This is a genomic window from Haloimpatiens myeolchijeotgali (assembly GCF_042688525.2).
GTDB lineage: Bacteria > Bacillota > Clostridia > Clostridiales > Clostridiaceae > Haloimpatiens.
Genome location: NZ_JBHWAB010000001.1, coordinates 3,175,256 through 3,200,627, shown reverse-complemented (window position 1 = coordinate 3,200,627; position 25,372 = coordinate 3,175,256). Strand labels below are relative to the sequence as shown.

23 protein-coding genes are annotated in these 25,372 nt (G+C 27.6%); 17 read left to right on the top strand and 6 right to left on the bottom strand.

Going from position 1 to position 25,372, the window contains the following annotated elements:
• Window positions 1–83 precede the first annotated feature (83 nt).
• Entirely contained in the window at window positions 84–632 is a 549-nt protein-coding gene (locus ACFIJ5_RS14250; protein ID WP_379808184.1) for an HXXEE domain-containing protein, read from the top strand.
• Window positions 633–713: 81 nt separating this feature from the next.
• On the opposite strand, the gene ACFIJ5_RS14245 is transcribed toward ACFIJ5_RS14250, so the two are convergent.
• Window positions 714–2,039: an MATE family efflux transporter gene (locus tag ACFIJ5_RS14245; RefSeq protein ID WP_379808182.1), complete on the bottom strand. Its 1,326-nt coding sequence runs from the start codon at window positions 2,037–2,039 to the stop codon at window positions 714–716.
• A gap of 92 nt (window positions 2,040–2,131) precedes the next feature.
• Between ACFIJ5_RS14245 and ACFIJ5_RS14240 the strand changes: the two genes are divergently transcribed.
• From ACFIJ5_RS14240 to ACFIJ5_RS14230, 3 genes are all read left to right on the top strand, one after another.
• The gene (locus ACFIJ5_RS14240; protein ID WP_379808180.1) at window positions 2,132–2,992 is read left to right on the top strand and encodes a MerR family transcriptional regulator; all 861 of its coding nucleotides are present in this window, start codon (window positions 2,132–2,134) and stop codon (window positions 2,990–2,992) included.
• Window positions 2,993–3,054: 62 nt separating this feature from the next.
• Window positions 3,055–3,522 (top strand): hypothetical protein, encoded by a 468-nt coding sequence (locus ACFIJ5_RS14235; RefSeq protein ID WP_379808178.1) that lies wholly within the window; start codon window positions 3,055–3,057, stop codon window positions 3,520–3,522.
• Between the two features lie 38 nt (window positions 3,523–3,560).
• Window positions 3,561–4,121, top strand: coding sequence for a GNAT family N-acetyltransferase (locus tag ACFIJ5_RS14230; RefSeq protein WP_379808176.1), 561 nt, complete (start codon window positions 3,561–3,563; stop codon window positions 4,119–4,121).
• Between the two features lie 59 nt (window positions 4,122–4,180).
• On the opposite strand, the gene ACFIJ5_RS14225 is transcribed toward ACFIJ5_RS14230, so the two are convergent.
• A complete protein-coding gene (locus ACFIJ5_RS14225) occupies window positions 4,181–4,879 on the bottom strand; it encodes a flavodoxin family protein (RefSeq protein ID WP_379808174.1) in 699 nt (232 codons plus the stop codon).
• A 405-nt stretch (window positions 4,880–5,284) separates the two neighbouring features.
• Here ACFIJ5_RS14225 and ACFIJ5_RS14220 point away from each other — a divergent pair, with 405 nt between their 5' ends.
• From ACFIJ5_RS14220 to ACFIJ5_RS14200, 5 genes are all read left to right on the top strand, one after another.
• Window positions 5,285–6,190 (top strand): ABC transporter ATP-binding protein, encoded by a 906-nt coding sequence (locus tag ACFIJ5_RS14220; RefSeq protein ID WP_379808172.1) that lies wholly within the window; start codon window positions 5,285–5,287, stop codon window positions 6,188–6,190.
• Between the two features lies 1 nt (window position 6,191).
• Window positions 6,192–7,394, top strand: coding sequence for an ABC transporter permease subunit (locus tag ACFIJ5_RS14215; protein WP_379808170.1), 1,203 nt, complete (start codon window positions 6,192–6,194; stop codon window positions 7,392–7,394).
• A 550-nt stretch (window positions 7,395–7,944) separates the two neighbouring features.
• Window positions 7,945–8,637: a response regulator transcription factor gene (locus ACFIJ5_RS14210; RefSeq protein ID WP_379808168.1), complete on the top strand. Its 693-nt coding sequence runs from the start codon at window positions 7,945–7,947 to the stop codon at window positions 8,635–8,637.
• Window positions 8,621–10,015 carry a sensor histidine kinase gene (locus ACFIJ5_RS14205; protein ID WP_379808166.1) on the top strand — a complete coding sequence of 465 codons (1,395 nt, stop codon included), beginning with the start codon at window positions 8,621–8,623 and terminating at the stop codon, window positions 10,013–10,015. Before ACFIJ5_RS14210 ends, ACFIJ5_RS14205 begins: the two co-directional genes overlap by 17 nt.
• Window positions 10,016–10,527: 512 nt before the next feature.
• Window positions 10,528–11,826, top strand: a complete 1,299-nt coding sequence (locus ACFIJ5_RS14200) for a methyl-accepting chemotaxis protein (protein WP_379808164.1) — start codon at window positions 10,528–10,530, stop codon at window positions 11,824–11,826.
• A 246-nt stretch (window positions 11,827–12,072) separates the two neighbouring features.
• Here ACFIJ5_RS14200 and ACFIJ5_RS14195 read toward each other — a convergent pair whose 3' ends face one another.
• The 3 genes from ACFIJ5_RS14195 to yedE are packed head-to-tail and all read right to left on the bottom strand — an operon-like array spanning window position 12,073 to window position 13,579.
• Window positions 12,073–12,309 (bottom strand): DUF3343 domain-containing protein, encoded by a 237-nt coding sequence (locus ACFIJ5_RS14195; protein ID WP_379808162.1) that lies wholly within the window; start codon window positions 12,307–12,309, stop codon window positions 12,073–12,075.
• A gap of 3 nt (window positions 12,310–12,312) precedes the next feature.
• Window positions 12,313–12,522, bottom strand: a complete 210-nt coding sequence (locus ACFIJ5_RS14190) for a sulfurtransferase TusA family protein (RefSeq protein WP_379808160.1) — start codon at window positions 12,520–12,522, stop codon at window positions 12,313–12,315.
• The gene (gene yedE, locus ACFIJ5_RS14185) at window positions 12,506–13,579 is read right to left on the bottom strand and encodes a YedE family putative selenium transporter (RefSeq protein ID WP_379808158.1); all 1,074 of its coding nucleotides are present in this window, start codon (window positions 13,577–13,579) and stop codon (window positions 12,506–12,508) included. Before yedE ends, ACFIJ5_RS14190 begins: the two co-directional genes overlap by 17 nt.
• A gap of 622 nt (window positions 13,580–14,201) precedes the next feature.
• Here yedE and ACFIJ5_RS14180 point away from each other — a divergent pair.
• Complete coding sequence (locus ACFIJ5_RS14180) at window positions 14,202–15,365, top strand: aminotransferase class V-fold PLP-dependent enzyme (RefSeq protein WP_379808156.1); 1,164 nt, start codon at window positions 14,202–14,204, stop codon at window positions 15,363–15,365.
• Between the two features lie 60 nt (window positions 15,366–15,425).
• On the opposite strand, the gene ACFIJ5_RS14175 is transcribed toward ACFIJ5_RS14180, so the two are convergent.
• Window positions 15,426–16,409 (bottom strand): alpha/beta fold hydrolase, encoded by a 984-nt coding sequence (locus tag ACFIJ5_RS14175; protein ID WP_379808154.1) that lies wholly within the window; start codon window positions 16,407–16,409, stop codon window positions 15,426–15,428.
• A 481-nt stretch (window positions 16,410–16,890) separates the two neighbouring features.
• On the opposite strand from ACFIJ5_RS14175, the gene ACFIJ5_RS14170 reads away from it, so the two are divergent.
• The 7 genes from ACFIJ5_RS14170 to ACFIJ5_RS14140 all read left to right on the top strand — a co-directional run bounded on the left by ACFIJ5_RS14170 (window position 16,891) and on the right by ACFIJ5_RS14140 (window position 25,211).
• A complete protein-coding gene (locus tag ACFIJ5_RS14170) occupies window positions 16,891–17,961 on the top strand; it encodes a zinc ribbon domain-containing protein (RefSeq protein ID WP_379808152.1) in 1,071 nt (356 codons plus the stop codon).
• A 116-nt stretch (window positions 17,962–18,077) separates the two neighbouring features.
• Window positions 18,078–19,520: a zinc ribbon domain-containing protein gene (locus tag ACFIJ5_RS14165; RefSeq protein WP_379808150.1), complete on the top strand. Its 1,443-nt coding sequence runs from the start codon at window positions 18,078–18,080 to the stop codon at window positions 19,518–19,520.
• A gap of 153 nt (window positions 19,521–19,673) precedes the next feature.
• Window positions 19,674–21,674: a VWA domain-containing protein gene (locus ACFIJ5_RS14160; RefSeq protein WP_379808148.1), complete on the top strand. Its 2,001-nt coding sequence runs from the start codon at window positions 19,674–19,676 to the stop codon at window positions 21,672–21,674.
• 223 nt (window positions 21,675–21,897) lie between these two features.
• A complete protein-coding gene (locus ACFIJ5_RS14155) occupies window positions 21,898–22,512 on the top strand; it encodes a TetR/AcrR family transcriptional regulator (protein ID WP_379808146.1) in 615 nt (204 codons plus the stop codon).
• Window positions 22,513–22,526: 14 nt separating this feature from the next.
• On the top strand, window positions 22,527–23,270 hold the full coding sequence (locus ACFIJ5_RS14150; RefSeq protein ID WP_379808144.1) for an HlyD family secretion protein: 744 nt from the start codon (window positions 22,527–22,529) through the stop codon (window positions 23,268–23,270).
• Between the two features lie 18 nt (window positions 23,271–23,288).
• Window positions 23,289–24,071 (top strand): ABC transporter ATP-binding protein, encoded by a 783-nt coding sequence (locus ACFIJ5_RS14145; protein ID WP_379808141.1) that lies wholly within the window; start codon window positions 23,289–23,291, stop codon window positions 24,069–24,071.
• A 3-nt stretch (window positions 24,072–24,074) separates the two neighbouring features.
• The gene (locus tag ACFIJ5_RS14140; protein ID WP_379808118.1) at window positions 24,075–25,211 is read left to right on the top strand and encodes an ABC transporter permease; all 1,137 of its coding nucleotides are present in this window, start codon (window positions 24,075–24,077) and stop codon (window positions 25,209–25,211) included.
• The last annotated feature ends 161 nt before the right edge of the window (window positions 25,212–25,372 follow it).

Sequence of the window (25,372 nt, the reverse complement as noted above, 5' to 3'; positions counted from 1 at the left end):
CATAATTATTGAATTTGATTCTCCATATATTATAATAGATAATGTCAATCGACACAAATGTGTCAATTAAAGGGGGGAATTTTATGAATACTATGAGTTTTATTGTCTGGATGCTTCCTATTATATTTATGCTTCATGACTTCGAAGAAATTATTATGGCAAAAGTATGGGGTAATCGCTATAGAAAAGCGATTAACACAACTTTCCCAAAAAGGCAGCCGTTTGGCTTAAATTATGTACATAACTGTCATACACCAACTTTTTCCATTGGAGTAGAAATTGTATTTTTGCTTCATTCACTTATTAGTTTATTTTCTGTAATCTTTCAAAATTATTTTCTTTGGTATGGTGATTTTTTGGGGTTTGCTTTACATTTAGTTTTTATTCATATGTTGATATGCATACGATTTAAACACTATGTGCCAGGAGTAATCACATCAATTATTTTTTTACTACCTAGTGTTTGGTTCTTATATACCGCTGAGAAGATATTACATTATGGTGTTAGTACAATTCTATTAGCGTGCTTGTTAGGAATTATACTAACTATTATTCTGATGCCAGCGCTTCACAAACTCATGGGGCCCTTGTCTAAATGGTTGTACAAATATTCACAAGTACAGGAAAAATAATAAGCAAATGAAACTGGGGGACGGTTCATTAATTTAAGCTGTAATTTGCAGTAAAAATAAATGAACCGTCCCTTAATATACTTAATATAAATAAACCTTTTTATATTTTTTTAAGAAAAATAATGAAACAAAAAGGGAACAAAATTCTGCAAAAGGAACTACTAACCATAATCCATTCAACTTAAAAAAGTTGGGTAATGACAAAAAACCTATAATGCAAAATAAAAAAGTTCTTGAAAAAGAAAGCAATGCTGAAATTTTTCCATTAGATAAAGCTGTAAATAGCCCAGATGCATAAATGTTTAATCCTGAAGCTAAAAATGAAAATGCAAAAATTTTTAATCCATTTAATGTTAGTTTATATACAATACTTGTTTCAGATATGAATATCTTAACAATAATTGGAGATAAAGAAAAACACAAAATAAATATTATTATTGAGGAGATTATAATAAAAATTTTTGAGTATAAATGATATTCCTTGATTTTCATTGAATTTTTAGCACCATAATTAAAACTAATAACAGGTGAAACACCGGCAATATGTCCTAAATACACTGATGTCATTACGAATTGAATAAACAATATTATTGTAATTGTTGCAACTCCATTTTCACCTGCATATTTAAGAGCTATATAATTAAAAAACAACGTAGTTATTGCAGAAGATAATTGAGTTACCATTTCAGATGAACCAATATATATAGTAGCTTTCAATAATCTTAAATCTAATGTTGGCTTAACGTATTTTAATGTAGATTTTTTACTTATAAAATATAAGGTGCATAAAACAGTTGAAGTAGCAGAGCCTATAAGGGTTGATAAAGCAGCACCTTTAATACCTAAATTTAATTGATATATGAATACATAATTAAGTATCAAATCAATTAAACCACCTAATAAAGAAGCTAATAGACTAAAGTTAAAGGCACCATCTACTCTTGTAAAATACTCAAAAACTGTTTTAAGTATGTAAAATGGAGCACATATTAAAATAATTATTCCATAGCTCTTACAATAATTCATTAAAGTTTTTGTAGCGCCTAAAAGAGTAAATAAATTTTCATTAAACAAAAGTCCTACAACACTAAAAATAATCCCAATTATTAAAGAAAATAAAAGAATTATGGTAAATCTATTATTAGCTTCTTTTAAATTATTTTTTCCCAATGAAATAGATATTAAAGCACTACCGCCAGTTGCAAACATAATACCTATACCACACAACAGGTTAATCATGGGAAGTATAATGTTAATACTAGCTAAGGCATTAGAACCAATTTTGCGAGATACAAATACTCCATCCATGATTGTATATAATGATAAAAAAAGCATAGATAAGATTGGTGGATAAATAAATTTAAAGAATTCCTTAAATGATGTTTTTTGAGAAAATGTATTTTCCATAGATACTCCTCCTTACTTTAAATATTTACTAATATAATAATAGGATATATAGTAACTATATAGGCAAGAATTTTTTGAAAGGAATTGAAAATATGAAAGAGAAAGAGTATTTTTCCACAGGAGAATTTGCAAAGTTAGCAAATGTGTCTAAGCAAACTTTGATTTATTATGATAAATCTGGTGTTTTTTCTCCAGTGTATAAGGATGAAAATAACTTCAGATATTATTCTTTGAGCCAATTTGAGGCATTAGATACATTAATAAGTTTAAAGGAAATAGGGGTTCCACTAAAAGAAATCAAGTCATATCTAAGTAATAAAGATATTGAAAGTTTAGTAGGGTTACTTAAGAAAAAAAGTCAATTAATAAATAAGCAAATTGATAGGCTAAGACATATTAGTAGCAAAATAAAAAATAAATCCTTAAGGCTAGAAAAAGCTATAAATCAGCGATTTAACACGGAACCTTATTTTATACAGTGTAATCCTAGATATATTTTGACTTCTAATGTTAAGAGCGATGATTATAAAAAAATAATGGCAAAAATTATTGAGTTTATTAAGGAATGTAAAAATAAAGAGGAATTTGATAATGGAAATTCTATTGGAGGTATTATAAGAAAAGAAGATATACTTAAAGGAAAGTTTAATAAAATAAAGGCTATTTTTATTATGCTAAACAGTAAAATTATAAATGATCATGCTAATGTTAAACCAAGGGGGATTTATGCATGTATTAATCATATAGGAGGTTATGACACAACACATATTTCTTATAAAAAGCTGATGAATTTTATAGAAAAGAGTGGATATGAAATTATAGGAGATGCTTATGAGAATGAACTTATAGGATATCTTTCAGCTAAATCACAGAATGAATATTTAATAGAGATATCTATACAAGTACAAAAATTAAATATCACAAAAAATTATAAATGTAATAAGAAAAACTAATAATGATTTGTTGTTTCCTATTTTATGGTAAAATAAATATAGAATGGGAAGGGGCTGATATTATGAAAAATTTAAAAAGTATTATCATTATTGTGATATTTGTTTTGATAATTGGAGGTATTGTGTACATTGTATCTCCCAAAAGAGGATATCTTGGGAATTTAGTATTAAGTGGATACAAAAGAAGTAATTTAAACGCAATAAGATTAAGTATAAGTGGACAAAATCCATATAAACATAAAGGTTATTTTACGTGTAAAGATAAGGATAAAATTAATAATTTTCTATCTTATTTAGATAAAGTTAAAGTTTTGGAATGCAAGGAAAATATTCTATATCCTAAAAGTGGGGATGAATATGTGGTTGATATAAGTGCTGAGGATGATAAAGAAATTGTCATATGTGCAAGTTTGGATATATATAGTGAAGATTTACAATTTATCAATGTTGAAGATAAATATGGTGTCGAAAAGACATATAAAATCCTAAACAATAAATTTGATACGAAATATATTAAAGAATTGAAATAATTATTATAATTAAATCTATTATATAGGGAGGAAATTGAATGAATTTATTGGGAACACAAATTATAGAAACAAAAAGGATTGTTCTTAGAAAACTTGTAATAGAAGATGCAGAAAATATATTTAAAAATTGGGCAAGCTTAGAAGAGACTATGAAATATTTACCTTGGGAACCAAGTAAATCAATTGAGCAGGTAAAGGTTAGATTACAAAACTGGATTAATTTATATTCTAATAATACCTTTTTTCAGTGGGGAATTGAATTAAAAAGTAGTAAAGAGTTAATAGGTATAATTAATTTGCATGAAGTGGATGTAAATAATCAATCTGCGGAGACTTCTTACATATTGGCAAAAAAATATTGGAATAAGGGCTTTATGACAGAAGCACTACAAGCAGTTTTAAACTTTGGATTCGAAGATATTGGTTTAAATAGAATAAATGCAGAGTATTATGATGGAAATATTTCTTCTGAAAAAGTTATGTTGAAAAACAATTTACAGTATGAAGGTGTTGCTAAAGAAAAGTATTTAAAGAAGGGGAAGTTTTACAATGCGATACAATATGCTTTGACTAAAAAAGAATGGGAAAAGTGGAGCTAATGACAAAACTCCATCTTAATAAATTTATCTGAACCTACTAATGTATTCTTATTTTTACATTACCAAGGTCGTTTGTGCTTTAACCAGCCTTGTTTTTCCCAATATTCTCTATCATTAGGAAGCATAGTAATTTTTTTGTGTAAAAAGCGTGCAAAATAAAAAAGAGATTTTACCTTTAAACTAGGTTTTACATTATTACGTTTATGTAGAATTTTAGAAGACAATTTTGCTACATCATTTTCAATTTTTTCTTTCTTTTTTTCTGATACACCTTTCCAGTCTAATGAAGCAACTGCCTTGCCGTAAGTGAATGTTTTGCCCACTCCCCAAAAGTTCAAGCTATCCACAATATCTTTATTGGTTGATTTCATTCCAGCACCTGCAGCAGTTGATATGACTAATGCCATCTTGGAAAACATAGCTTTGTTAGGACGATGTACCATCCATTGAAATCCAAAATGATCAAGGAATGCTTTCATCTGTCCAGTCACATGAAAAACATATACAGGGCTTGAAAAAATAATTAAATCAGCCTTTTCAATTGCTTCTTTGATTGGATTGATTTTACTATAGTGAGGACACGTTTTTTCACCATTAATAAAACAGGAACCGCATCCGCAGCAAAAATTTGGCATGTCTTTAGGAAGAAAGAATTCTGTAACTTCACTTGTTTCTGGTTTTAGTTTTTCTAAAAATAATTGAGAAATATGATAAGTGCTACCTTTATGTTCTGTACCGTACACTGCTGCAATTTTCACAAAACTCACCTCCGAAGAAATATAAAGAGCATTAGTATTTTTCCCTAATTTTATCATAAAACTATGTTTTAACATAAAACTTTACTTATATAATACATAGTTCAAGCATTTTTTTATCAACTTCATCAAAATATCCCATGTCGTTTTCTAAATCTCAAAGCATAATTTTGTTCATTTCATCTTAATTATAACATTAATTCTTAAATTATGTAATAAATAGACATATATTGATTATATTTACACAAAGATTTACCTTGTCTATAATCTTTAGATTTTCTTTATTATTTATTTTTTTTTACTTGATTTTTGTTATCTATAATGGAAATGTGGCATCAAGTATAGACAATGAAAGTTGATAGTTAACAGTTCAACTATTAATTTTTTCATTAGATTGGAGGCAAAAAGATGAATGTTCTTGAGGTTAAGGATATTTACAAAAGAATTGGTAAAAAAGAAATAATAAAAGGAGTAAATTTATCTGTAAAGGCTGGAGAAATATTTGGATTTTTAGGGCCTAACGGAGCAGGAAAAACCACTACAATAAGAATGCTAGTAGGACTTATAGCTCCAAATAAAGGAACAATTAAGATAATGGGAAAAGATGTACAAAAACAAAGAAATGAAGCATTAAGAAATGTAGGATGTATAGTTGAAAATCCAGATATGTATAACGATTTTACAGGAATGCAGAACTTAAGATTTTATGCAGATATGTATGGGGACATATCTCAAAAAAGAATAGATGAAGTGGTAGAACTTATAGGATTAAGTGAGAGAATTAACGATAAAGTAAAAAAATATTCCCTGGGAATGAAACAAAGATTAGGACTAGGACAAGCTATATTAGCAAAGCCTAAGCTCTTGATATTAGACGAGCCAACAAATGGGTTAGATCCTATTGGTATGCATGATTTTAAAGAAATAATAAAACGTGCAGCTAAAGAAAATAATAGTGCTGTTTTTATATCTTCACATATTTTAGCAGAAATTGAGCAAGTATGTACTAGCTTTGCAGTTATAGATAAAGGAGTTATACAAGCTGTAGAATCTGTTTCAACAAAAGCTTGTGATATTGAAAAATTAAAAATATATAGTGGGGAATGTGATAAGTTAGTTAAGTTATTTTCAACTTTAGATTTTATAAATAATATTGATTTTGACGAAAATTGCTTAATGATTAATATAAAATCAGGAAATTTTTCAAAAGTGATAAAAGAAATAGGCAAAAATGATATTAATATTGATGATATTTATAAGATACAAGACAGTCTTGAGGATAAATTCATAAAGATATTAGAAGGGGAGAATTAAGGTGGGTAAATTAATAAAAAATGAGATAAAAAAAATTATACTTTCTAAAAAATATATGGTTGTTATGGCTGTATTACTGTTTTTATATGTTGGTATAACTTTTTTAGTGTGTAGAGATGTAATGAAAGCAACTCCAGAAGCAAGTTTGAATAGGAGTAAAGAATATGTTCAATATTTAAATAAAGAAAAACAAGACAAAAACATTTCGAAAGAAAGAAAAAATGAGATAGAGTATAAATTGAAGGAGATAGAATATCGTAATAAAAATTTGCAATTTGAAATAAAAAATAGAGATATGGATTGGCATAAAAAACTTAAGAAAGAAAATGAATTACTACAAGAAAAAATTAAAAGCTCAAACTCAAAAGAGTGTGATAGACAGCTTCCACAATATATACAGAGACTTAAACTAAATGAATACTATTTAAAAAACAATATAAAACCCACAGAAAATTATGAAATAAATGCATTTAACATTATGTCAAAAGTAAATGTTATATTTTATATGTTAATAGCTGCATTGATTATTGCAGTAATAACTTCTGATTCTGTATCAGGAGAGTTTAATCCAGCTACAATAAAATTATTAGTAACAAAACCAGTTTCAAGACAAAAAATATTATTTTCTAAATTTGTATCATCAATTATAGTATGTGCGCTTTCATTTATAATTTTAAAACTTATAGTATTTTTAGTTATTGGAGTTATACTTAGCTTTGGAAACTATAAAGAACCTATTGCTTTTTATACAAAGTATATTAATGATGAAGAGTTAATTGCTAAGGTAGGTTTTGGTGTGAAACCAGATATAAATAGTATAAAGATATATTCATTACTCAAATTTATATTATTAAGTGGAGGATTCAGTTTGCTTTTTATAATAACTTGTGTATCAATAAATTTGTTGATTTCTACAATAACTAAAAAGAATGCTAATTCCTTGGGAATGAGTGTAATATTAGCTGTTGTAACATCTATAATAAGCATGTCTCAATTAAGGGGTGGTAAAAATCCAATAATACATAGTATTGCACCTTATCTTTTTTCAACATACAGCAGTGGAGAATATATTGTTGCGGGGCAGGTAACAGAATTTTTGGGCGTATTTGTAAATAACCATTTTGCCATATTAGTTCTTTTAGTATGGACTGTAGTGTGCTATGGGATGACTAATTTTATATTTACTAAAAAAGATATAATGTAGTGTCAGTATTTTAATGTAAGAGGTTATTTATATATGTGATTACAAATTTATAACTCAACTTTTGTAGTAAAAAAATACTGTTTAGCGAAGGAAAATGATATATTGTGTGAGAAATATTTGAAGCTAAGTTTTAAATTATTATTATGTTAAGAAAAACTTATTGATTTAATGTAGCGAGTTTGAGTTTTATTTATGCCATAGAATATATATTTTGCCAGCAAATAAAAATCGTATAAGATTAAGGAATCTTTGAACGACATTTACGTACTCTTAGTCTTACGAATTTGAAAAAAGTAATTTTTAAATTACTAATTCCTTTGGAATATTAATTTAAAAATCTTTTTTCAACATGAGTAAGACTTAGAGTACGTTATGGAAGTGAATGATTCCTGTTCTTATACCGATTTTTATTTGCTGGCTGCATATACTTAAGGCAAAGAATTACTTTGTGAAGTGAAAGGTTTCAGATCAAGATATCATTTCTCGCAGCGTATATTCTAATATAAGGGCTTATTTGGTATAATTGGATATGTTGATTGGGGGAATAAACATGAGTTATAAGATACTAATAGTAGATGATGATGAATCAATAGTGGATTTTTTATCAATATTTTTGAAGAAAGATGGGTATGAAGTGAGTGTTTCTTATAATGGAGAAAGTGCTTTGAATAAAATTAAAAATCAACAGTTTGATTTAATATTAATGGATATAATGATGCCTAAAATGGATGGTATTACTGCTATTAAAAATATAAGAAAAATATCAACTATTCCTATAATATTTCTAACTGCCAAAGACAACCAACAGGATAAAATAAAAGGTTTCATTTCTGGATGTGATGATTATATAACAAAACCTTTTGATTTAGTTGAACTTTCTTTAAGAATATCTGCAATACTAAGAAGGGTGAATGTTCAGGAAAGTGATGAAAATAAAGAAATTATAAGAGTAAAAGATTTAAATTTAAATCTCAAGGAGCATACTTTATATAGGGATAAAAAAGAAATACAGCTTACTCCAAAAGAATTTGATATTTTGTACTTGCTTTCCAAAAACAAAGGAAGGGTTTTTTCTTCTAATGAAATATATGAGAGAATATGGGAAGAAAAATTTTTGGAAAGTGATAATAGTGTTTTAACTCATATTAGAAATTTAAGGGAAAAGCTAAATGACAGTGTAAAAAATTCCAAATATATTAAAACTGTCTGGGGAGTTGGGTATAAAATTGAAAAGGAAATTTAGAATTGGATTGACTTTTGAAGTATTTATATTATTTATTATAGCTTTAATTATTACAGTTACATGTTTACCTAAAATGCTTTCTGTTTTAAATATTTCAGAGGAAAGTATAAATCAATGGGCGTTTCCATCAAAATATAAAGATGAAGTTATATTAAAACAATATAAAAAAGGATTAGGACAGCGTGTAGATAGATTTATAAAAGAAAATCTAAGTGATATTAAATCGTCTAAAAATATAAATAAAAATATGAATAAAAAACTGAAAGATTCTTTTCCTTATTATTTTAACGGAAAAACATTAGTATATATTGTTAATTCTAAAGGGAAAATAATAAATTCTAATATAGAAGAAAAAATTTATAGTATACAAACTTCTATGTTAAAGAAAAGTTTAGAAGTAACACATTGTAATTCTGAAATGATGAGAGTTATAGAAGTAAAAAAAATAAATAATGATTTATATGTAGTAGTTATACATGATGGTACTGTAGTTGGTGGTTTTCTAATGATGTGTATTTCCATAATTGTGTTCATGATTATATTCTTATTATTTGTGAAAGGAAGGCTAAGGTATATTTTACATATTGAAAGAGGGATAGGTAAACTTTATTCTTCTGAATTTAAAGAAAAAATACCATTAAAATATAACAATGAACTTACATCGTTAGCTGTGTCAATAAATGATATGGGGGAAAAGATAAGGAAAAGTGATGAAAAAGAAAAAGAGATTTTGCTAAATATATCTCATGATTTAAGGACACCTTTAACCTCTATATTAGGATTTTTAAATCTTATTAAACAACGAAAATATGATGATGAGGAAGAAAAGGAAAGATATATAGATATTATTGAAGAAAAAAGTTTATATTTAAAAACTCTTATAGATGAATTTTTCGATTTTTCAAAGCTTAAATGGAAAAATGATGAATTAAATAAGCAAAATATAAAATTACAGGAATTACTACGTCAAGTTATTGAAGGTTTTTCTCCTCAACTAAAGGAAAAGCAAATTGAAATATGTATGGATTTTGGTGAAAAGCCGCTGTACTATGAGGTTGACATAGATAAGTTTATAAGAGCATTAGAAAATATTTTGAGTAATGCTATAAGATACAGTGCTAAAAATACAGAAATTAATATAAACTTATATGAAAATAAAGGCAGCATAACAATGGAGTTTTGGAATGTTACAGAGGAAAAAATAAAAGAAGATGAAGTGAAATTTTTGGTTAATAGATTTTATAAAAGAGATTCCTCAAGAAGTAGTAAAGGAGCAGGACTTGGACTAGCTATATCTTTAGAAATAGTTAAACTGCATAAAGGAACTTTAGAGACTGTACTTAAGGATGATAGATTAGGGATCATAATTAAATTTTAGAAAATATAAGGGACGATTCATTAATTTAAGCTACAGTTTGAAGCTTAAATTAATAAACCGTCCCTTATATATTACTTTTATTTTTTATAAAATTTTCAAATATATACAAATTTATCGTAAAATCTTGTATAATAAAGATATGCTTTGTTTTTATTTGTATATATAGGTAATTATTTATAAAAAAATAATGTATTATCATATTATGAAAAATAATATAAAATTAACTTAACTTTTGCAGTAAGAAAATACTATTTAGTGAAGGAAAAATTATAGGTTGAGTAAATAGCTAACAGTTGATATAGGAAAGTGAATGTTGATTTTTACTTTAATAAAAATCTTAAATTTTATATATTAGTTATTTTGTCTTAAGGTAAAATTTGCTTAACTTGTTACTTATCACTTGCAACTTGTCACTAAATTGAAAGGTTTCTAAGCAAGATATCATTTCACGCAGCGGAGATTTTTCATCTGCGAAAGGTGAGTTAATTATTCCAATAAGGGGTGAGGATTTAATGAAAAAGTATCTTAGAGATTTACCAATTGTAAAAAAAATAGTATGGACAGTTTGTAATATAATTTTATTTATACTGATAATAGGGATAGCAGGAATTTCTGCGTCATATGCCTCGAACAAAAGTGATGGGTTATTTTTTAGTAATTCAAATATAATAATCATTGTATTTACAGTTATCAGTATATTATATTTAATAGCCATTACTTTTGTATTAAAAAATAGTTTTATTACTCCATTAATGGAGATTAAGGAGTCTGCTGAAAGAATGGCTAAATATGATTTTTCATGTCCAATTGAGGTTAAAAGAAAAGATGAATTTGGACAAACAGCAGTGGCTTTAAATACTGCACATGAAAATATAAGAGAACTTATAGAACAAATAATGAAAAATTCTGAGGATATGAGTGCAGCTTCTGAAGAACTTTCAGAAGTATTAAAACAAGTAACATCTAAAATGAAAATGGTGGATAGTTCATCAGAGGAAATAAATAAAACTTTTGGAGAAGCAAGTGCTTCATCAGAGGAAATAACTGCATCCATAGAGGAAGTTAATTCTAGTATGGAAGAACTATCTTCAAAAGCAGCTAAAGGCAGTGATAATGTTGAGAAGATTAAAAGTAGAGCTAAAACTGTTCAGGTAAATAGTAAAAGTGCATTACAAGAAACAGAGAGTATTTATAATGAAAAAGAAAAAAATATATTAAAAGCTATAGAAGATGGAAAAGTTGTAGATGAAATAAAAATTATGGCTAATGCAATTGCCTCAATTGCACAACAGACTAATTTACTTGCATTAAATGCAGCTATTGAAGCTGCAAGAGCAGGAGAACAAGGAAAAGGATTTTCCGTAGTTGCAGAAGAAGTAAGAAAACTTGCAGAACAATCAGCAGAAACCGTAAAAACTATTCAAGATACTATAGAAAAAGTTGAGCATGCTTTTAATAATTTATCTGGAAATAGTAATGAATTACTTCAATTTATTGTAAAACAAATAAATCCTATTTTATACAAATATGAAGAGGTAGGAAAACAATATGATGAAGACGGAAAATTTGTAAGCTCAATATCAGAAGAAATTGCATCAATGTCAGAACAAGTGGGAGCCTCAATAAATCAGATTAGCGATACGGTTCAAAACCTTACTCAAAATTCTCAAAATTCTTCTGAACATATAGGAAATATTAAAATTAATGTTGATGAAACAACAAATTCTATACAACAAGCATCACAAGCATCACAAAATCAAGCAGAGTTTGCTCAAAATCTTAATGAATTGGTACAGAAATTTAAAATTTAGGTGAAGAAAACTGAAGGACGGGTAAAAGATAAAGTAAAAAGTAAAGAGAAGAAAGTAGAAATAAGGAAGATTTTCAGAAGCTTAACACATATTTATAAAAAATATAAATTGAGAGCAAGGGATTGAATATTAAAGGAAAATATAGGGGACACATGATTAATTTAAACTGTAATTTGCAGGTAAAATAAATGATGTGTCCCTTTGATTTTACTTTAAAAACAAATGAATAGTCCCTAAATATTTACATTAATCATTTTCAAATATTAATTTATAGTTCTTATTTTCTACTGTAAATATTTTTTCAATATCCTCAGAAACTATATCTTTAATATTGCCATCAAAACTAAATTTAGCTCCAATGCCACAGTTAGAACTTAATTTTCTAGGAACAGGCATAAGTTCGCAAGGATATCCATTACTTTTTATAAACCTATCATATTTTATTGCTCCTGAATGGGTGTAAAATAAAGCCATATAATTCATACTTTATCTCCTCGCTATTAATTTAACAAAATCTTCTTCTACTTTAACCTCAACACTATATCCAGCTTTTTTTAAAAATCTTGGAACATTGTTTTTTGGTGCTCCATTGTCAACTAACATTTCAAATTCGCTAGGATTTTCAGCTGTTGCCTTTTTAGCTATTAATACTGGCTGAGGACATGACATACCTCTAGCATCAATTTGCTTCAACATTAACATCCCCTTTCGCTTTAAATTTAACTTCTTTTTGAACATTATAGTAAGAAATAGCTAATGTCACAATTAGACCAATTATAACAGCAATTTTACCATTTGGTGTTGGACCTTTGCCACTTGAAGCAAGTGCAAAATTGTGACAAAATGCTGCTCCAACAAACATACCTAAAACAGCCATTACTGAATCTATATTACCTTCAGCTGATAATATAAGTTGTCTCATAGGACATCCGCCTAAAAGAACACTGCCCCATCCAGCTACAAACATTCCTAAGAAATTCCATAATGCGTCATTATGAGAAGCTGGTTGACCTACAAAACCTAATTTAAAATTACCAAATATTAAATTCCCAATTAGTGCAAATACAAAAATAGAAATGAATCCTGAAATTAAATAATTATCTTTAAATAATATCAAATCTCTAATTCCACCAACCATACAAAGTCTTGTTCTTTGAGCTAATATACCTACAACTAATCCTACAATTAAAGCAATCCATATTGGTGCATGTTTACCTTTTAGAGTAATAAATGCTGGTGCAGCTAAAAGTAATAGTAAAAGTCCAATAGTTATGATTGGAAATAAATATCCTTCAAATTTATTTAATTTATAATTTCTTTTTAAGGTAAAACCTTTATTTAAAAATACAATACCAGCTCCTATGCCTACTGCAAAACCAGCAAGTCCAACTAAAGCATTTAAATCTCCGCCCCCAAGTCTTAATACCATTCTCAATGGACATCCTAAAAATACAAGTGCGCCTACCATGACAATAAAACCAAGTATAAATCTTATAAATGGTGATGAACCACCTTTTACATTAAATTCTTTTCCTGCAATAGACATTATAAATGCGCCGAGTATAATGCCTATAACTTCAGGTCTTATAAAACTTAGTTTTGCAACAGAATGCATACCTAAGGCTCCAGCAGTATCTCTAATAAAGCAGGCAATACATATTCCCATATTACCTGGATTACCCATATAAACTAGAAGTGCTGCAAGAAATCCAACTATTGCTCCGGTTAAAATAATTCCTTTTTTTTCAGACATATAGACAACCTCCCTAATTATTATTTTGATAATTATTCCTAATACATCTTAACTATACCAACTGTATAAAATTATGTTAAATAGAAAATTGTGATAGATAAAGCTTCATCTATGGAAAATTTATATTATATTTTAGTATAAACTGTTGTAAAATAGACATATACCCATAATATTATTTATGGAAGTGAACGATATTTACTGCAGTAGTTATTTTTATTTGCAAAAGTTAAGTACTCAACTTTCGCAGTACAAAAATACTGTCTAGCGAAGGAAAATGATATATTGCGTAAGAAACATTTAGTATCAATTAAAAATTAATAATTAAAAATTAATAATAAAGGTTGATTTTTGCTTTATCAAAAATCTTAAATTATATGTTAGTTATTTTGCCCTAAGGCAAAATTTCCTTAATTATTAAGTATTCATTATTAACTATTAATTATCTTTAAAATGAAAGGTTTCTGAGCAAGATATCATTTCCCGTAGCGGCTATTTTTTACCTGCGAAAGTTGAATTAAGTAATAATAATTTATTTGTAGTTAAAAATGAAGAATGAAAAGTTGAAGGTAAAGAAAAAGTTATATTATATGTGTATAAGTTTTAATTTGAAGGAGTGATACAAGTGAAAGGAATATATCTTGATAATGGAGCAACATCTTTTCCTAAAGCACCAGGTGTAGCAGAGAGTATTTCAAATTATTTAATTAATATAGGGTGTAGTGTTAATAGAGGAGCTTATACAAATTCTTATACTGCAGAAGGAGTTGTGTATGAAACACGTGAACTTATATGTAAACTTTTTAAATTCCACAAGCCTGAAAACGTTGTATTCACAAAAAACATTACAGAAAGTTTAAATATAATTATTAAAGGACTTCTTAATTCAGGAGATCATGTAATCGTATCTTCAATGGAACATAATGCAGTAATGCGCCCTTTAACTTCTTTACAATCTAAAGGAGTAGAATTTTCTAGAGTTCAATGCGATAAATTTGGACAACTAAACTCTAATGATATAAAGCCATTAATAAAACATAATACAAAAGCTGTTATAATGACAAATGCTTCAAATGTCTGTGGTACAATTTTGCCACTTAAAGATATAGGAAAAATTTGTAGAGAAAATAAGCTTTTCTTTATAATTGATTGCGCACAAACGGCAGGTTTTTGTGATATGGATTTTAAAGAACTTAATGCTCATGCTATTGCTTTTACAGGACATAAAAGCCTTTTAGGGCCTCAAGGTACTGGTGGCTTTTTAATAAGTGATGAGTTTATACCTTATGTAAAGCCTCTTATAGAGGGAGGTACTGGAAGTTTATCAGAAGAGGAAAAACAGCCAGATTATATGCCGGATAAATATGAAGGGGGAACACCTAACACTTGTGGAATATTTGGACTTAATGCTGCTTTAAAGTACATACTAAATACAGGAACAGAAAATATACGCGAAAAAGAGCTTGAACTTGTAAAAATATTTATCGACGGAATAGAAACTATTCCAGAAGCTAAGTTAATTGGATTAGATAATATTACTAATAGAACTGGGGTAGTTTCTTTGGATTTTAAACTTTTTGATAATGCTATTATTTCTCATTTACTTTCTTCACAATACAACATAATGACTAGATGTGGTCTTCATTGTGCACCATCAGCTCATAAAACTCTTGGAACATTTCCTCAAGGAACTGTAAGATTCAGTTTTAGTCACTTTAATACAGTTGAAGAAGTAAATTTTACGTTAGATTCTATAAAAAAATGCATAGAAAAAATAAAAAACGAGTGATTTTTTAAGGAAAACCATTGGTTTTCCTTAATTTTGATTTATTAAACATAGTTTAGCTTTTTAATATTTTACATCTGTTAACTTGTCAATTAATAGTTTTTGAAATTTTAATGGTTCTTCAAAAGGTATACAATGAGCTGAATTATTAAACCATATAATTTCCTTGAAGGGAGCTGTCAATTTATTAAAATATTTTTCAGCTATTTCAAATGGAACTGTATAATCGTATTTTCCAAGTAAAAAATAAACTGGTACATTTAACTTTGGAACAAGGTTTAAAAGATTTAAGTTTGAAACTTCTTCCCACATTGTTTTCATTGAATATGAGTTTCCTTTTATAAATTTATATGCATCTGCAATAGTGTATTCTGATGATATAAGAAAATTTAACATAAACTGTTTCATATCAAATTTATAAAGCTTTCCTCCAAATCTATTTGTCCACCTACTTCTAATTCTCATGGAGTTAATAAGCTTATTATAAGGAGGTTCACCAATTTTTTTTAGTTGTTTGATTGCTCTAATATTATTAGTTTTATGAGCATAATTATAAACATATTCATAAGCTATTTTTTCATTTTCCTGCATGTCTCCTATTTGTCCTATGCCTACATATGTTTGAATTAATTGAGGATATTTGTCAGCAACTAATATTCCCAAACCACTTCCCCAAGAATGTCCCACTAAAAATATTTTCTTCTTGTTATATGTATTTAGCAAATAATATATCAATTCTTTTGTATCATTAACAAAATTCTTAACAGTCATTGTATTTTTAGGTATATCCTTTGAATAAGACAAGCCTGCCCCTCGTTGGTCCCAGTTTACCACTATAAAGTTTTCTTCTAATTTGGAAAAATATGCTTTTGAAACAGCAATTTGTGCCGAACCAGGACCACCATGTAAAAATAATAGGATTGGATTATCTCTGTTTTTACCTCTAATTAAAATCCATTGTTCAATTCCGCCAATTTCAATCTTTTTTAATTCATACACACTATTTTTATCTCTATTTTTAGAATATGTGCTTCTCCAAAATAACATGTTTATTTCCCCCTATTGCTGTAACATTAATTTCAATATATGTATATAGTTAGATTAATATTGATTTTCTTTTCTTAAAAGTAATTATCTATGTGTAAAAAAAGTAATTATCTTTGTATAAAACATGGTAAATGTACCATGTTCATATATTTATAATTGCTTACAGTTTAATGAAAAGTCAATATATTGATGATATACGAATATTTAAAATAAAGATTTTACATTTACCACAATGCAAATTTTTATGTTACATACATGTTTTAATTATAGGATATCCTCATTAATTATAGGATATCCCCAAATATATATCAATTTTCAACAATTATTAAAACATAGCAAAAATAAATGAACTGTCCCCAGAGTTTTATAATATATTTATTTATATTGTAAAAACATAAAAATATAATTATATGCTATATATTGATTATATTGAAAAATATATGATATTATGTTAATGATTATAAAATAAGGAGGGAATAAAATGGCATTTTGTCATAATTGTGGAGCAAAAATTGAAGATGGAGATTTGTTTTGTATGTCCTGTGGAGCAAAACAAATTCAAGAATCAACACAAGAAGAAGTTGAAGAAGAAGTTGAAGAAGAATTAAAACAGAAAAGTTTAAAACAAGAACAGGTTAAAGGAGATGTCAAACAAGAAAATTTAAAACAAGAAAATGTTAAAGAAGGACAAGCAGAACAACAAAGAGAGCAAGTAAAACCAGATGAACAAAAGGATAATGGGTATAAGCAAAATTATAAAGGTTATACAAAAAATAAGAATGTGTCAAATAATAGAAAAAACATATCTTTTACAGACAACATATTTACAAAAATGCTTATAAAACCAGTAACAACATCAAAAGAGTTTGTTGAAAATGGTAATAAAAATACCATAATAGAATTATCTGTTATTATGATACTTTTACAAGGGTTAATTGGTGTTTGGAAATTAAATCAAATTTTTAATTGTTTACAAAAAAGTGTTATAGGTTTTATTGAAAAAATAAATAATTTTATGAATTTATTTGGGACAAGTTCTAACAATGATTTTGTGGGCTCTAGTGGAATTACAGATATAACTAATGAGTTTAATAAGGTTAGGGCATTTTTAAGATTACCTTATGGAAAAATATTTATAGAGAGTTGTTTACTTATAATTGTTGCAGTTATTATAATATTTTTAGTTACATATATAGCTTCTAATATGTTGTCAAAAGTAAAAATTCAAGTGTCTAGAATATATAAAATTGCATTAATTTCTATTGTACCAATGGTTTATTTTGAAATATTAGCTATTATATTCTCATACATCTCATCTTTAATTGGTATAGTAATATTTGCATCAGGAATCATTGTTTCATTAGTTTGTTTAGGAATTTTAATTAAAGAAAAATTACCTATTGATGAAAATCATAGTGTATTTATTGTTGCATTAATATATATATTAGTAAGTATTTGTATCTTTGTATGTTGTGGAAAAATTATATATGCTCATATTACTGATATTATTCAATCAATAAGAGATATTATATTAGATTTGAAAGTATATTAGGGTAGTGAAGGAAAATGATATCTTGTATCAAGTGATAAGTGACAGTTGACAGTTCACAGGTCACAGTTGATAGAGGAAAGTTGAGCAAATAATTAATTATTTTGGAGGTTGCAAATATGAAATTTTGTACTAAATGTGGTACTGAATTAGAGGAAGGGCAAAGTGTTTGTCCAAAATGTGGATATAATTTAAACCAAAGGAAAAGTGAAATAAAAGAAGAAGATACAAACAATAAAAGTTTTACAGATGCTAGTGAAGAAAAAAATGTAAACGCCAATGAAGATGAATATGTTGATGAATCTGCAAAATATAGTTGTAGATTTTCTAAAAAATTCAAAATAAGTCTTATAGGAATTGCAGTTATTGCGGCATTATTAATTACATTTTTTGTAGTAGAAAATTCACTTTCAAAACCATCTAAGACAGTTTTGAAATTTGAAAAAGCTATTAAATCAAATAATCAAACTGAAGTTAGTAATATGCTTTGTTGTGAGGAGAGCAGATTAAAAATAGATAAAAACAATATTTCATCAATGATGTTGTATTTAAAACAAAATCCGTCTAAGTTAAAAGCAGCAATACAAGATTTGAAAAATGAAGCTATAAAAATAGAAAAATTTAAAGATATGAATGTTTTTAATAGAAAAGATTCTAAAAATATATTTAATGTTGAGTTGGTAGATAAGAAATTAGGCTTTTTCCCTATTTATAAAATCAATATAAAGCCAACTTTTATTAAGGTGAATGCTGGCATAAAAGGGGTGGAATTTTTACTGGATAATAAAAAGATAGGAAAAAGTGATGTAGATAACTTTAGTAAAAAATTTGGCCCTTTTATACCAGGAAAATATAAGCTATTAGCAAAATATAAAGGTAAATATACATCTTTAAGTGAGAATTATGATATTGATACTATTAATAGTGAAAATGATACAGTAAGTATTAATGTATTAAAAAATCTTAGTTACATAAAAGTAGAAAGTGAGTATCCAGAAGCAAAAATTTTTGTAGATGGTAGAGATACAGGTATTACAATAAAGAATGCTAAAAATTTTGGACCTTTAAAAAAAGATGCAAAGGTGTATGCTATTATTAAAAAAGGCGGTCATAATTTAAAAAGTAATGAATGTACAGTAGATCAAAGTGAGAATAGCATTTATTTAGACTTTTCAGAAGCTGAAGCTAAGATGGATAATGCTATGGAACAACTTACTGAACTTATGAATAATTATACAGAGTATTTTACAGAAGCTGTAAACATGGATGATTTTTCATTGGTAGAACCATATATGTATCCTGGCAGTAAGTTATATAATGATCAGATAAAATATATTCATAATACCTATGAAGAGGGAATAAGTGAATATGTAATGTCATTAAGAGTGCTTTCTTATAATTTAAGTCAAGATAATAAATCAGGAACTGTAGTTACACAAGAGGTTTATAGGATTGATAAAGATGGAGATAGTTCAGTTAAGAGTTTTAAATATAAATATGGATTTTTGTACAATGAATTAACAGGAAGCTATCAACTTCAAAGTATAGCAAAAGCGAAGTAACAGAGGACAGTTCATAGGTCACAGTTGATAGTTCACACTTCACAGAGGACAGTTCACAGTTGACAGTTCACAGTGAAAAGTGAGAACAGAAAAAGATAGGGACAGGTGCAAGGAAAAGAAAATTAAAAATTTTTTAGCTAGGAGGGGACCAATATGTTTTGTAGAAACTGTGGGGCAGAATTAGACGAAAACTCTAAATTTTGTAGACATTGTGGATGTCCAACAGTGAATAGTAATACAGATAATACAAATACAAAAGCTAAAGAAATAAGAACAGATGAAGAAGTACAAAATGATGAAGGATTGAAGAATGAGCAGCAAGCTGAAAATGGACAACAAGTAAGAGATGGACAAGACTTGAGAAATGAACAACAAGTAAGAGATGGACAAAAAGCGAAAGATGATCAGCAAGAAGAAAATGATAGAGAATTAAAAAAGAGTCAAGAATTGAGAGATGAACAAAAGGTAAGAAAACAACAAGAGACAAAAAACGGACAAGGATTAAGAAGTGAACAAGAGTTAAAAAATCATGAAGAAGGTAGAAATAATCAAAAGGTGGAGAACGATTCAGAAGAAAGAAATTATAGTAATAGTGTAAACAAAAAGAAATATATTACCATTTGTTCAATTATAATTGCAGCTTTAGTTTGTATTATTGGAATTTTAGTCTATAAAAATATAGCAGCTAAAAATGGAAATGCAACAGCTAAAAAGCAAGAAAAATCTAATAATGTAGTTGCAGCTGATTCAAAAAAATCAAAAGAACCAAAGAAAACAGTTAATGAAAATAAACCTAAAAAACAAACTAAAGTAACTAAAACTAAAAGGAAAGCTAAAATAGATATATCACAAGTTAATACTGATAATTTTCCACTAATAAAAGTATACTTTGATGTAGTTGATGATGAAGGAGTTAAAATAAATAATCTTAATGGAAAATGCTTTAAATTAATTGAGAAATTCGGAAATAAATCTAATAATAATTTAATAGCAGACTTAAATTTACTTACTAAAAAGGAATCACTTAATTTAAATCTTGTAATGGATATTAGTGGCAGCATGAGTGGCGGAAAAATTGAACAAGCTCAAAGTTCAGCCAATAATTTCTTAGATATAGTTAATTATAATGCAGGTGATAAAATTGAGATAATATCTTTTGATGATGCTATTAATATAGAACAACCATTTACTAATGATAAAAAATGTTTGAAAAATGCTATAAATAATTTAAGTATTAATGGTGCAACAGCGTTTTATGATAGTTTATATACTGCTTTAGTAGAAACAAATAAACAATTTGGACATAAATGTGTAATAGCTTTTACTGATGGTATTGACAATCAAAGCTACTATTCTGAAAATGATATAGTTAATCTATCTAAGCAATTATCAATTCCTATTTATATTATTGGAATTGGGGATGACGTTGAAACACAGAATTTAAAAAATTTAGCTCTTCAAACAGGAGGAGATTATAAATCTATTTCAGATATTAATAGTATAGAAAAAATTTATAAAGATATATTCAAAAGCCAAAAGGAACAATATGTTTTAACGTATACGACAAAGAATTCTAGAGTGTCAAATGATTGGAGAACTGTAAATATAAATTTAAATAATGATAAGTATACTGCAAAGGGTGATACTCAATTTATACCTAAGCAAGCAATAAATGTTGATACATCAAACATTACAGTAAATAATGATTATGAAAATCCTAGCTTTGAAGTAGATAGTAACTTAAAAGAAGAATTAATGAATACTATAAATAAATATAATTCATATTGGTTTGCTGCAATGTCAAATAAAAACTCAAATTTAATAGTAAATGCTACTCAAAAAGAAAAAGATAGAACTAATGTATTAATTCAAAAAATGAAAAACTCAAATAAATCTTATGTTGGATTTATGACAAAAACAATTTTTGATCTAGATAGTGTTGAATTAAAACAAGAAAATGGACAATATGCTGCATATATATCTGATTCAGAATATTTTAAGGATATTTACTATACAGGTTCAAATCCACAACCTCTTCCAAATCATAAATTGTGGAAATATAAATTGGTTTATGATAATAACTATAATATGTGGCTTGTTGATGCTCATTTAGGATTAGATACATTTAATCCTGTAAATAAGAGAGAATTTTAGTTAGAAGGTAACTGTGACCTTGGAAAAATTGGAAGGTCGCAGTTATCTTTTTTTATGACCTGTCCCTAAAGTTTTACCAAATTTTTAAAGGTCACAGTTACCTTATGTTGACAACGAAATAAAGTAGGAATATAATAAGTGAGTAATCACTCATTAATTATTATAAAGTAAATATAAAGAAGGGAGGAATACAAATAGAAGTTAAGATTCTATTTGTGCGTGTATGGCAGCGAGAAAAGCAGCAGAAAATAGGGAAAATGAGATTTTGGAAGCAGCAATAAAAATTTTTTCTGAGAAGGGATATAATGCAGCGAGAACTAGCCAAATTGCAAAAGAAGCAGGTGTTGCAGAGGGGACCATATTTAGATATTTTAAAAGCAAGGAAGAATTGTTAAATAAAGTGATGATAAGACTTACTAAAATTTTAGGAAATAAGTTAATAACGCATAGAATAAATAAGATAATAAAAGATAATAGTGAAAAAGGCGAAAGAGAAATATTAAAGGAAATATTAAAGGACAGAATTGAACTAATTGAAAATCATCAAGATATTTTTCAAATTGTTTTAACAGAAATTCAGTATAACAGTGAACTTAGAGATGCTTTTGTAAATAACATTGTTATGAAAGGCAAGGATGTAATATCAAAATTTTTAGAACAGGGAATTCTTAATGAAAGTTTTAGAAAGGTAGATGTAGCTATTGTTATAAGATCTTTTATAGGAATGGTTGGTATGTATGTTATACAAAATAGATTTTTACCAGAAATAATAAAAATGGATAAGGAAAAACAGATAGATGAAATGGTAGATTTATTTTTATGTGGAATTAAGAAATGAGAGGTGTGAGTTACATGAATAGAAAAAAAGTTATTTTTGTTGTTCTAATGATTTTTTGTTTGGCATTTACTGGTTGTTCAAATAAAAAAGAAGATAAAAATAGATATACAGGAACTATAGAATGTGAGAGTTATTATGTTACATCAGAAATAGCAGGAAAGCTTAATAAATTAAGTGTAGAGCAGGGAAGTTCAGTTAAAAATGCAGATAGTATAGCACAAATTGATACTCAAAGGTACAAATTTGAAAAAGATAAGGCAGAAGGTGTGCTTCAATCAGCTCAGGCAAAGTATGACAGTATACCAGATGGTGCAGATGAAAACATAAAAAATCAATCAAAAGGAGCAATTAATCAAGCAAAAGCAGCGGTGAATTTGGCAAAATTTAATATCTCAAAAGGTGATGTTAAAAGTTTAAAAAGTGGAATAGTAACAGATGTATTTGTACATGAAGGAGAGATGGTACAAACAGGAACAAACATTATTAAGATTATGGATATTGAAAATAAATATATAAAAATATATTTAGAGGAATCAAAACGCCATAAGGTAAAACTTCAAGATGTATTGAATGTGTATTATAAAGGTAAAAAAGTGGCAGAGGGAAAGGTTGTTTACATATCTCCAGAATCAGAATTTACTCCTAAAAATACTCAGACAAAAGAAGAAAAAGAGGATACAGTATTTCAGATTAAAATCAAGTTCTTGGAAAACAATAGCTTTTCACCTGGAACATTGCTTGATGTAGAGGTTAAGTAAATATGAGAGGTGATAAAAATGAATGCAATTGAAATAAAAGGGCTTACAAAAAAGTTTGGAGATTTTACAGCAGTAGAAAATATAACCTTCAATGTGCCAAAGGGTAAAATATATGGATTTTTAGGTCCCAATGGTTCTGGTAAATCTACAACTATAAGAATGTTGTGTGGAGTTCTTCCTCCAACAGAGGGTACTGCATATGTACTTGGACATGATGTTAGAAAAGAAAGAGGAAAGATAAAATCAAAAATAGGATATATGTCTCAAAAATTTAGTTTGTATGAGGATTTGACAGTAGATGAAAATCTTAATTTTTATGCGGGAATATATGGTCTCAGTAAAAAGGAAAGAGATGAGAGGAAAAAATACATAATAAGTATGGCTGGACTTGAAGGCAGAGAAAAAAATATTACAGGAAATTTGTCTGGAGGATGGAAACAGAGATTGGCTCTTGGCTGTGCTTTAATTCATAATCCTGAAATTTTGGTTTTAGATGAACCAACCGCAGGGGTGGACCCTGTATCTAGAAGAATTTTCTGGGAAATGATATATACTTTAGCTTCTGAAGGAATCACTGTACTTGTAACTACGCACTATATGGATGAAGCAGAAAGTTGTGATATTGTTGCTTTTATATTTAACAGCAAATTAATAACCATAGGAACACCAAAGGAGCTTATAGAAAGAGAAGGAGCTAATAATTTAGAAGATGTATTTATAAAATATGTAGAAAAAACTACAAATGAGAAGGTAGAGAATTCTTTTGATATATTGAGAAAAATGATAAGAAAGGAGGAATAGAATGTGAATTTGCAAAGGTTTATTTCAATCGTAAAAAAGGAATTTATACAGTTAAAGAGGGATAAGGCAAGTTTTGGTATAGCTATCATTATGCCCATAATGATGATTTTGCTTTTTGGATATGCGGTTAATACTCAGCTTGAAAATATATCAATGTCTGTACTTGATCAAAGTAATTCTGTAGAAAGTAGAGAATTAATTAGTAGTTTTAAAAATACGGGATATTTTAATATAGTATCAATGGAGAAAAGCGTGGAAAGTTCCAAAGAGAGCATTGATAAAGGAGAAATTCATTCTGCACTTATTATTCCTCCAGATTTTTCTAAAAGACTTCAAAAGGGAGAAAAACCAAAAGTAGAATTGATAATAGATGGTTCGGATCCAACAACTGCAAGAACTGCTTTTAGCAGTGGTATTTTTGCAGGAGAAAGTTATGGAATGAAAAAGATAAAAAATTATAATGAAAAATTATATTTCACTCCTAAAGTTGGAGGAGTTGAGGTAAATACCAAGGTTTTATATAATCCTAATTTGGATAATCAAAATTTTACAATACCAGGATTAATAGGGCTTATAATGCAAAACATAACTGTGCTTTTAACAGCTTTTGCCCTTGTGCGTGAAAGGGAAAGAGGAACTATAGAACAGCTAACAGTATCACCATTAAAATCATCAGAGATTATATTGGGAAAACTTATACCATATATATTCATAGGATTTTTTGATTTCTTATTTTCATTAGCATTAGGGCTTATATGGTTCAATGTTCCTATAAGAGGAAAATTGATGCTGCTGCTATTTTTAGGTGCAGGGTTTGTAATATGTGCATTGGCCATCGGAATTTTAATATCTGCAGTTTCAAAAACTCAGCTTCAAGCTATGCAGCTTAGTGTACTTATTATACTTCCAAGTGTCCTACTTTCAGGATTTGTATTTCCAAGGGAAGCCATGCCTAAGGTGATACAATTGATAGGTAATTTACTTCCGTTAACTTATTTCTTAAATATTTTAAGAGGTATAATAACAAAAGGAGTAGGAATTCATTATTTATTACAAGATGTGCTTTTGCTATTTTCACTAGGAGTGGGACTGTTAATATTAAGTATAGTGATATTTAAGAAAAAACCGTATAACGCTTAAAGGGAAGGTAACTGTGACCTTGAAAAAAATGGAATGTGATAGTTTCCTTTCAATAAATAAAGTTTTGAAAAGTGGGGACGGTTCATTAATTTAAGCTGTAGTTTGCAGGTGAAATTGATGAACTGTCCCAATAATTTTACTAGTTTAATCTCATTCTTTTA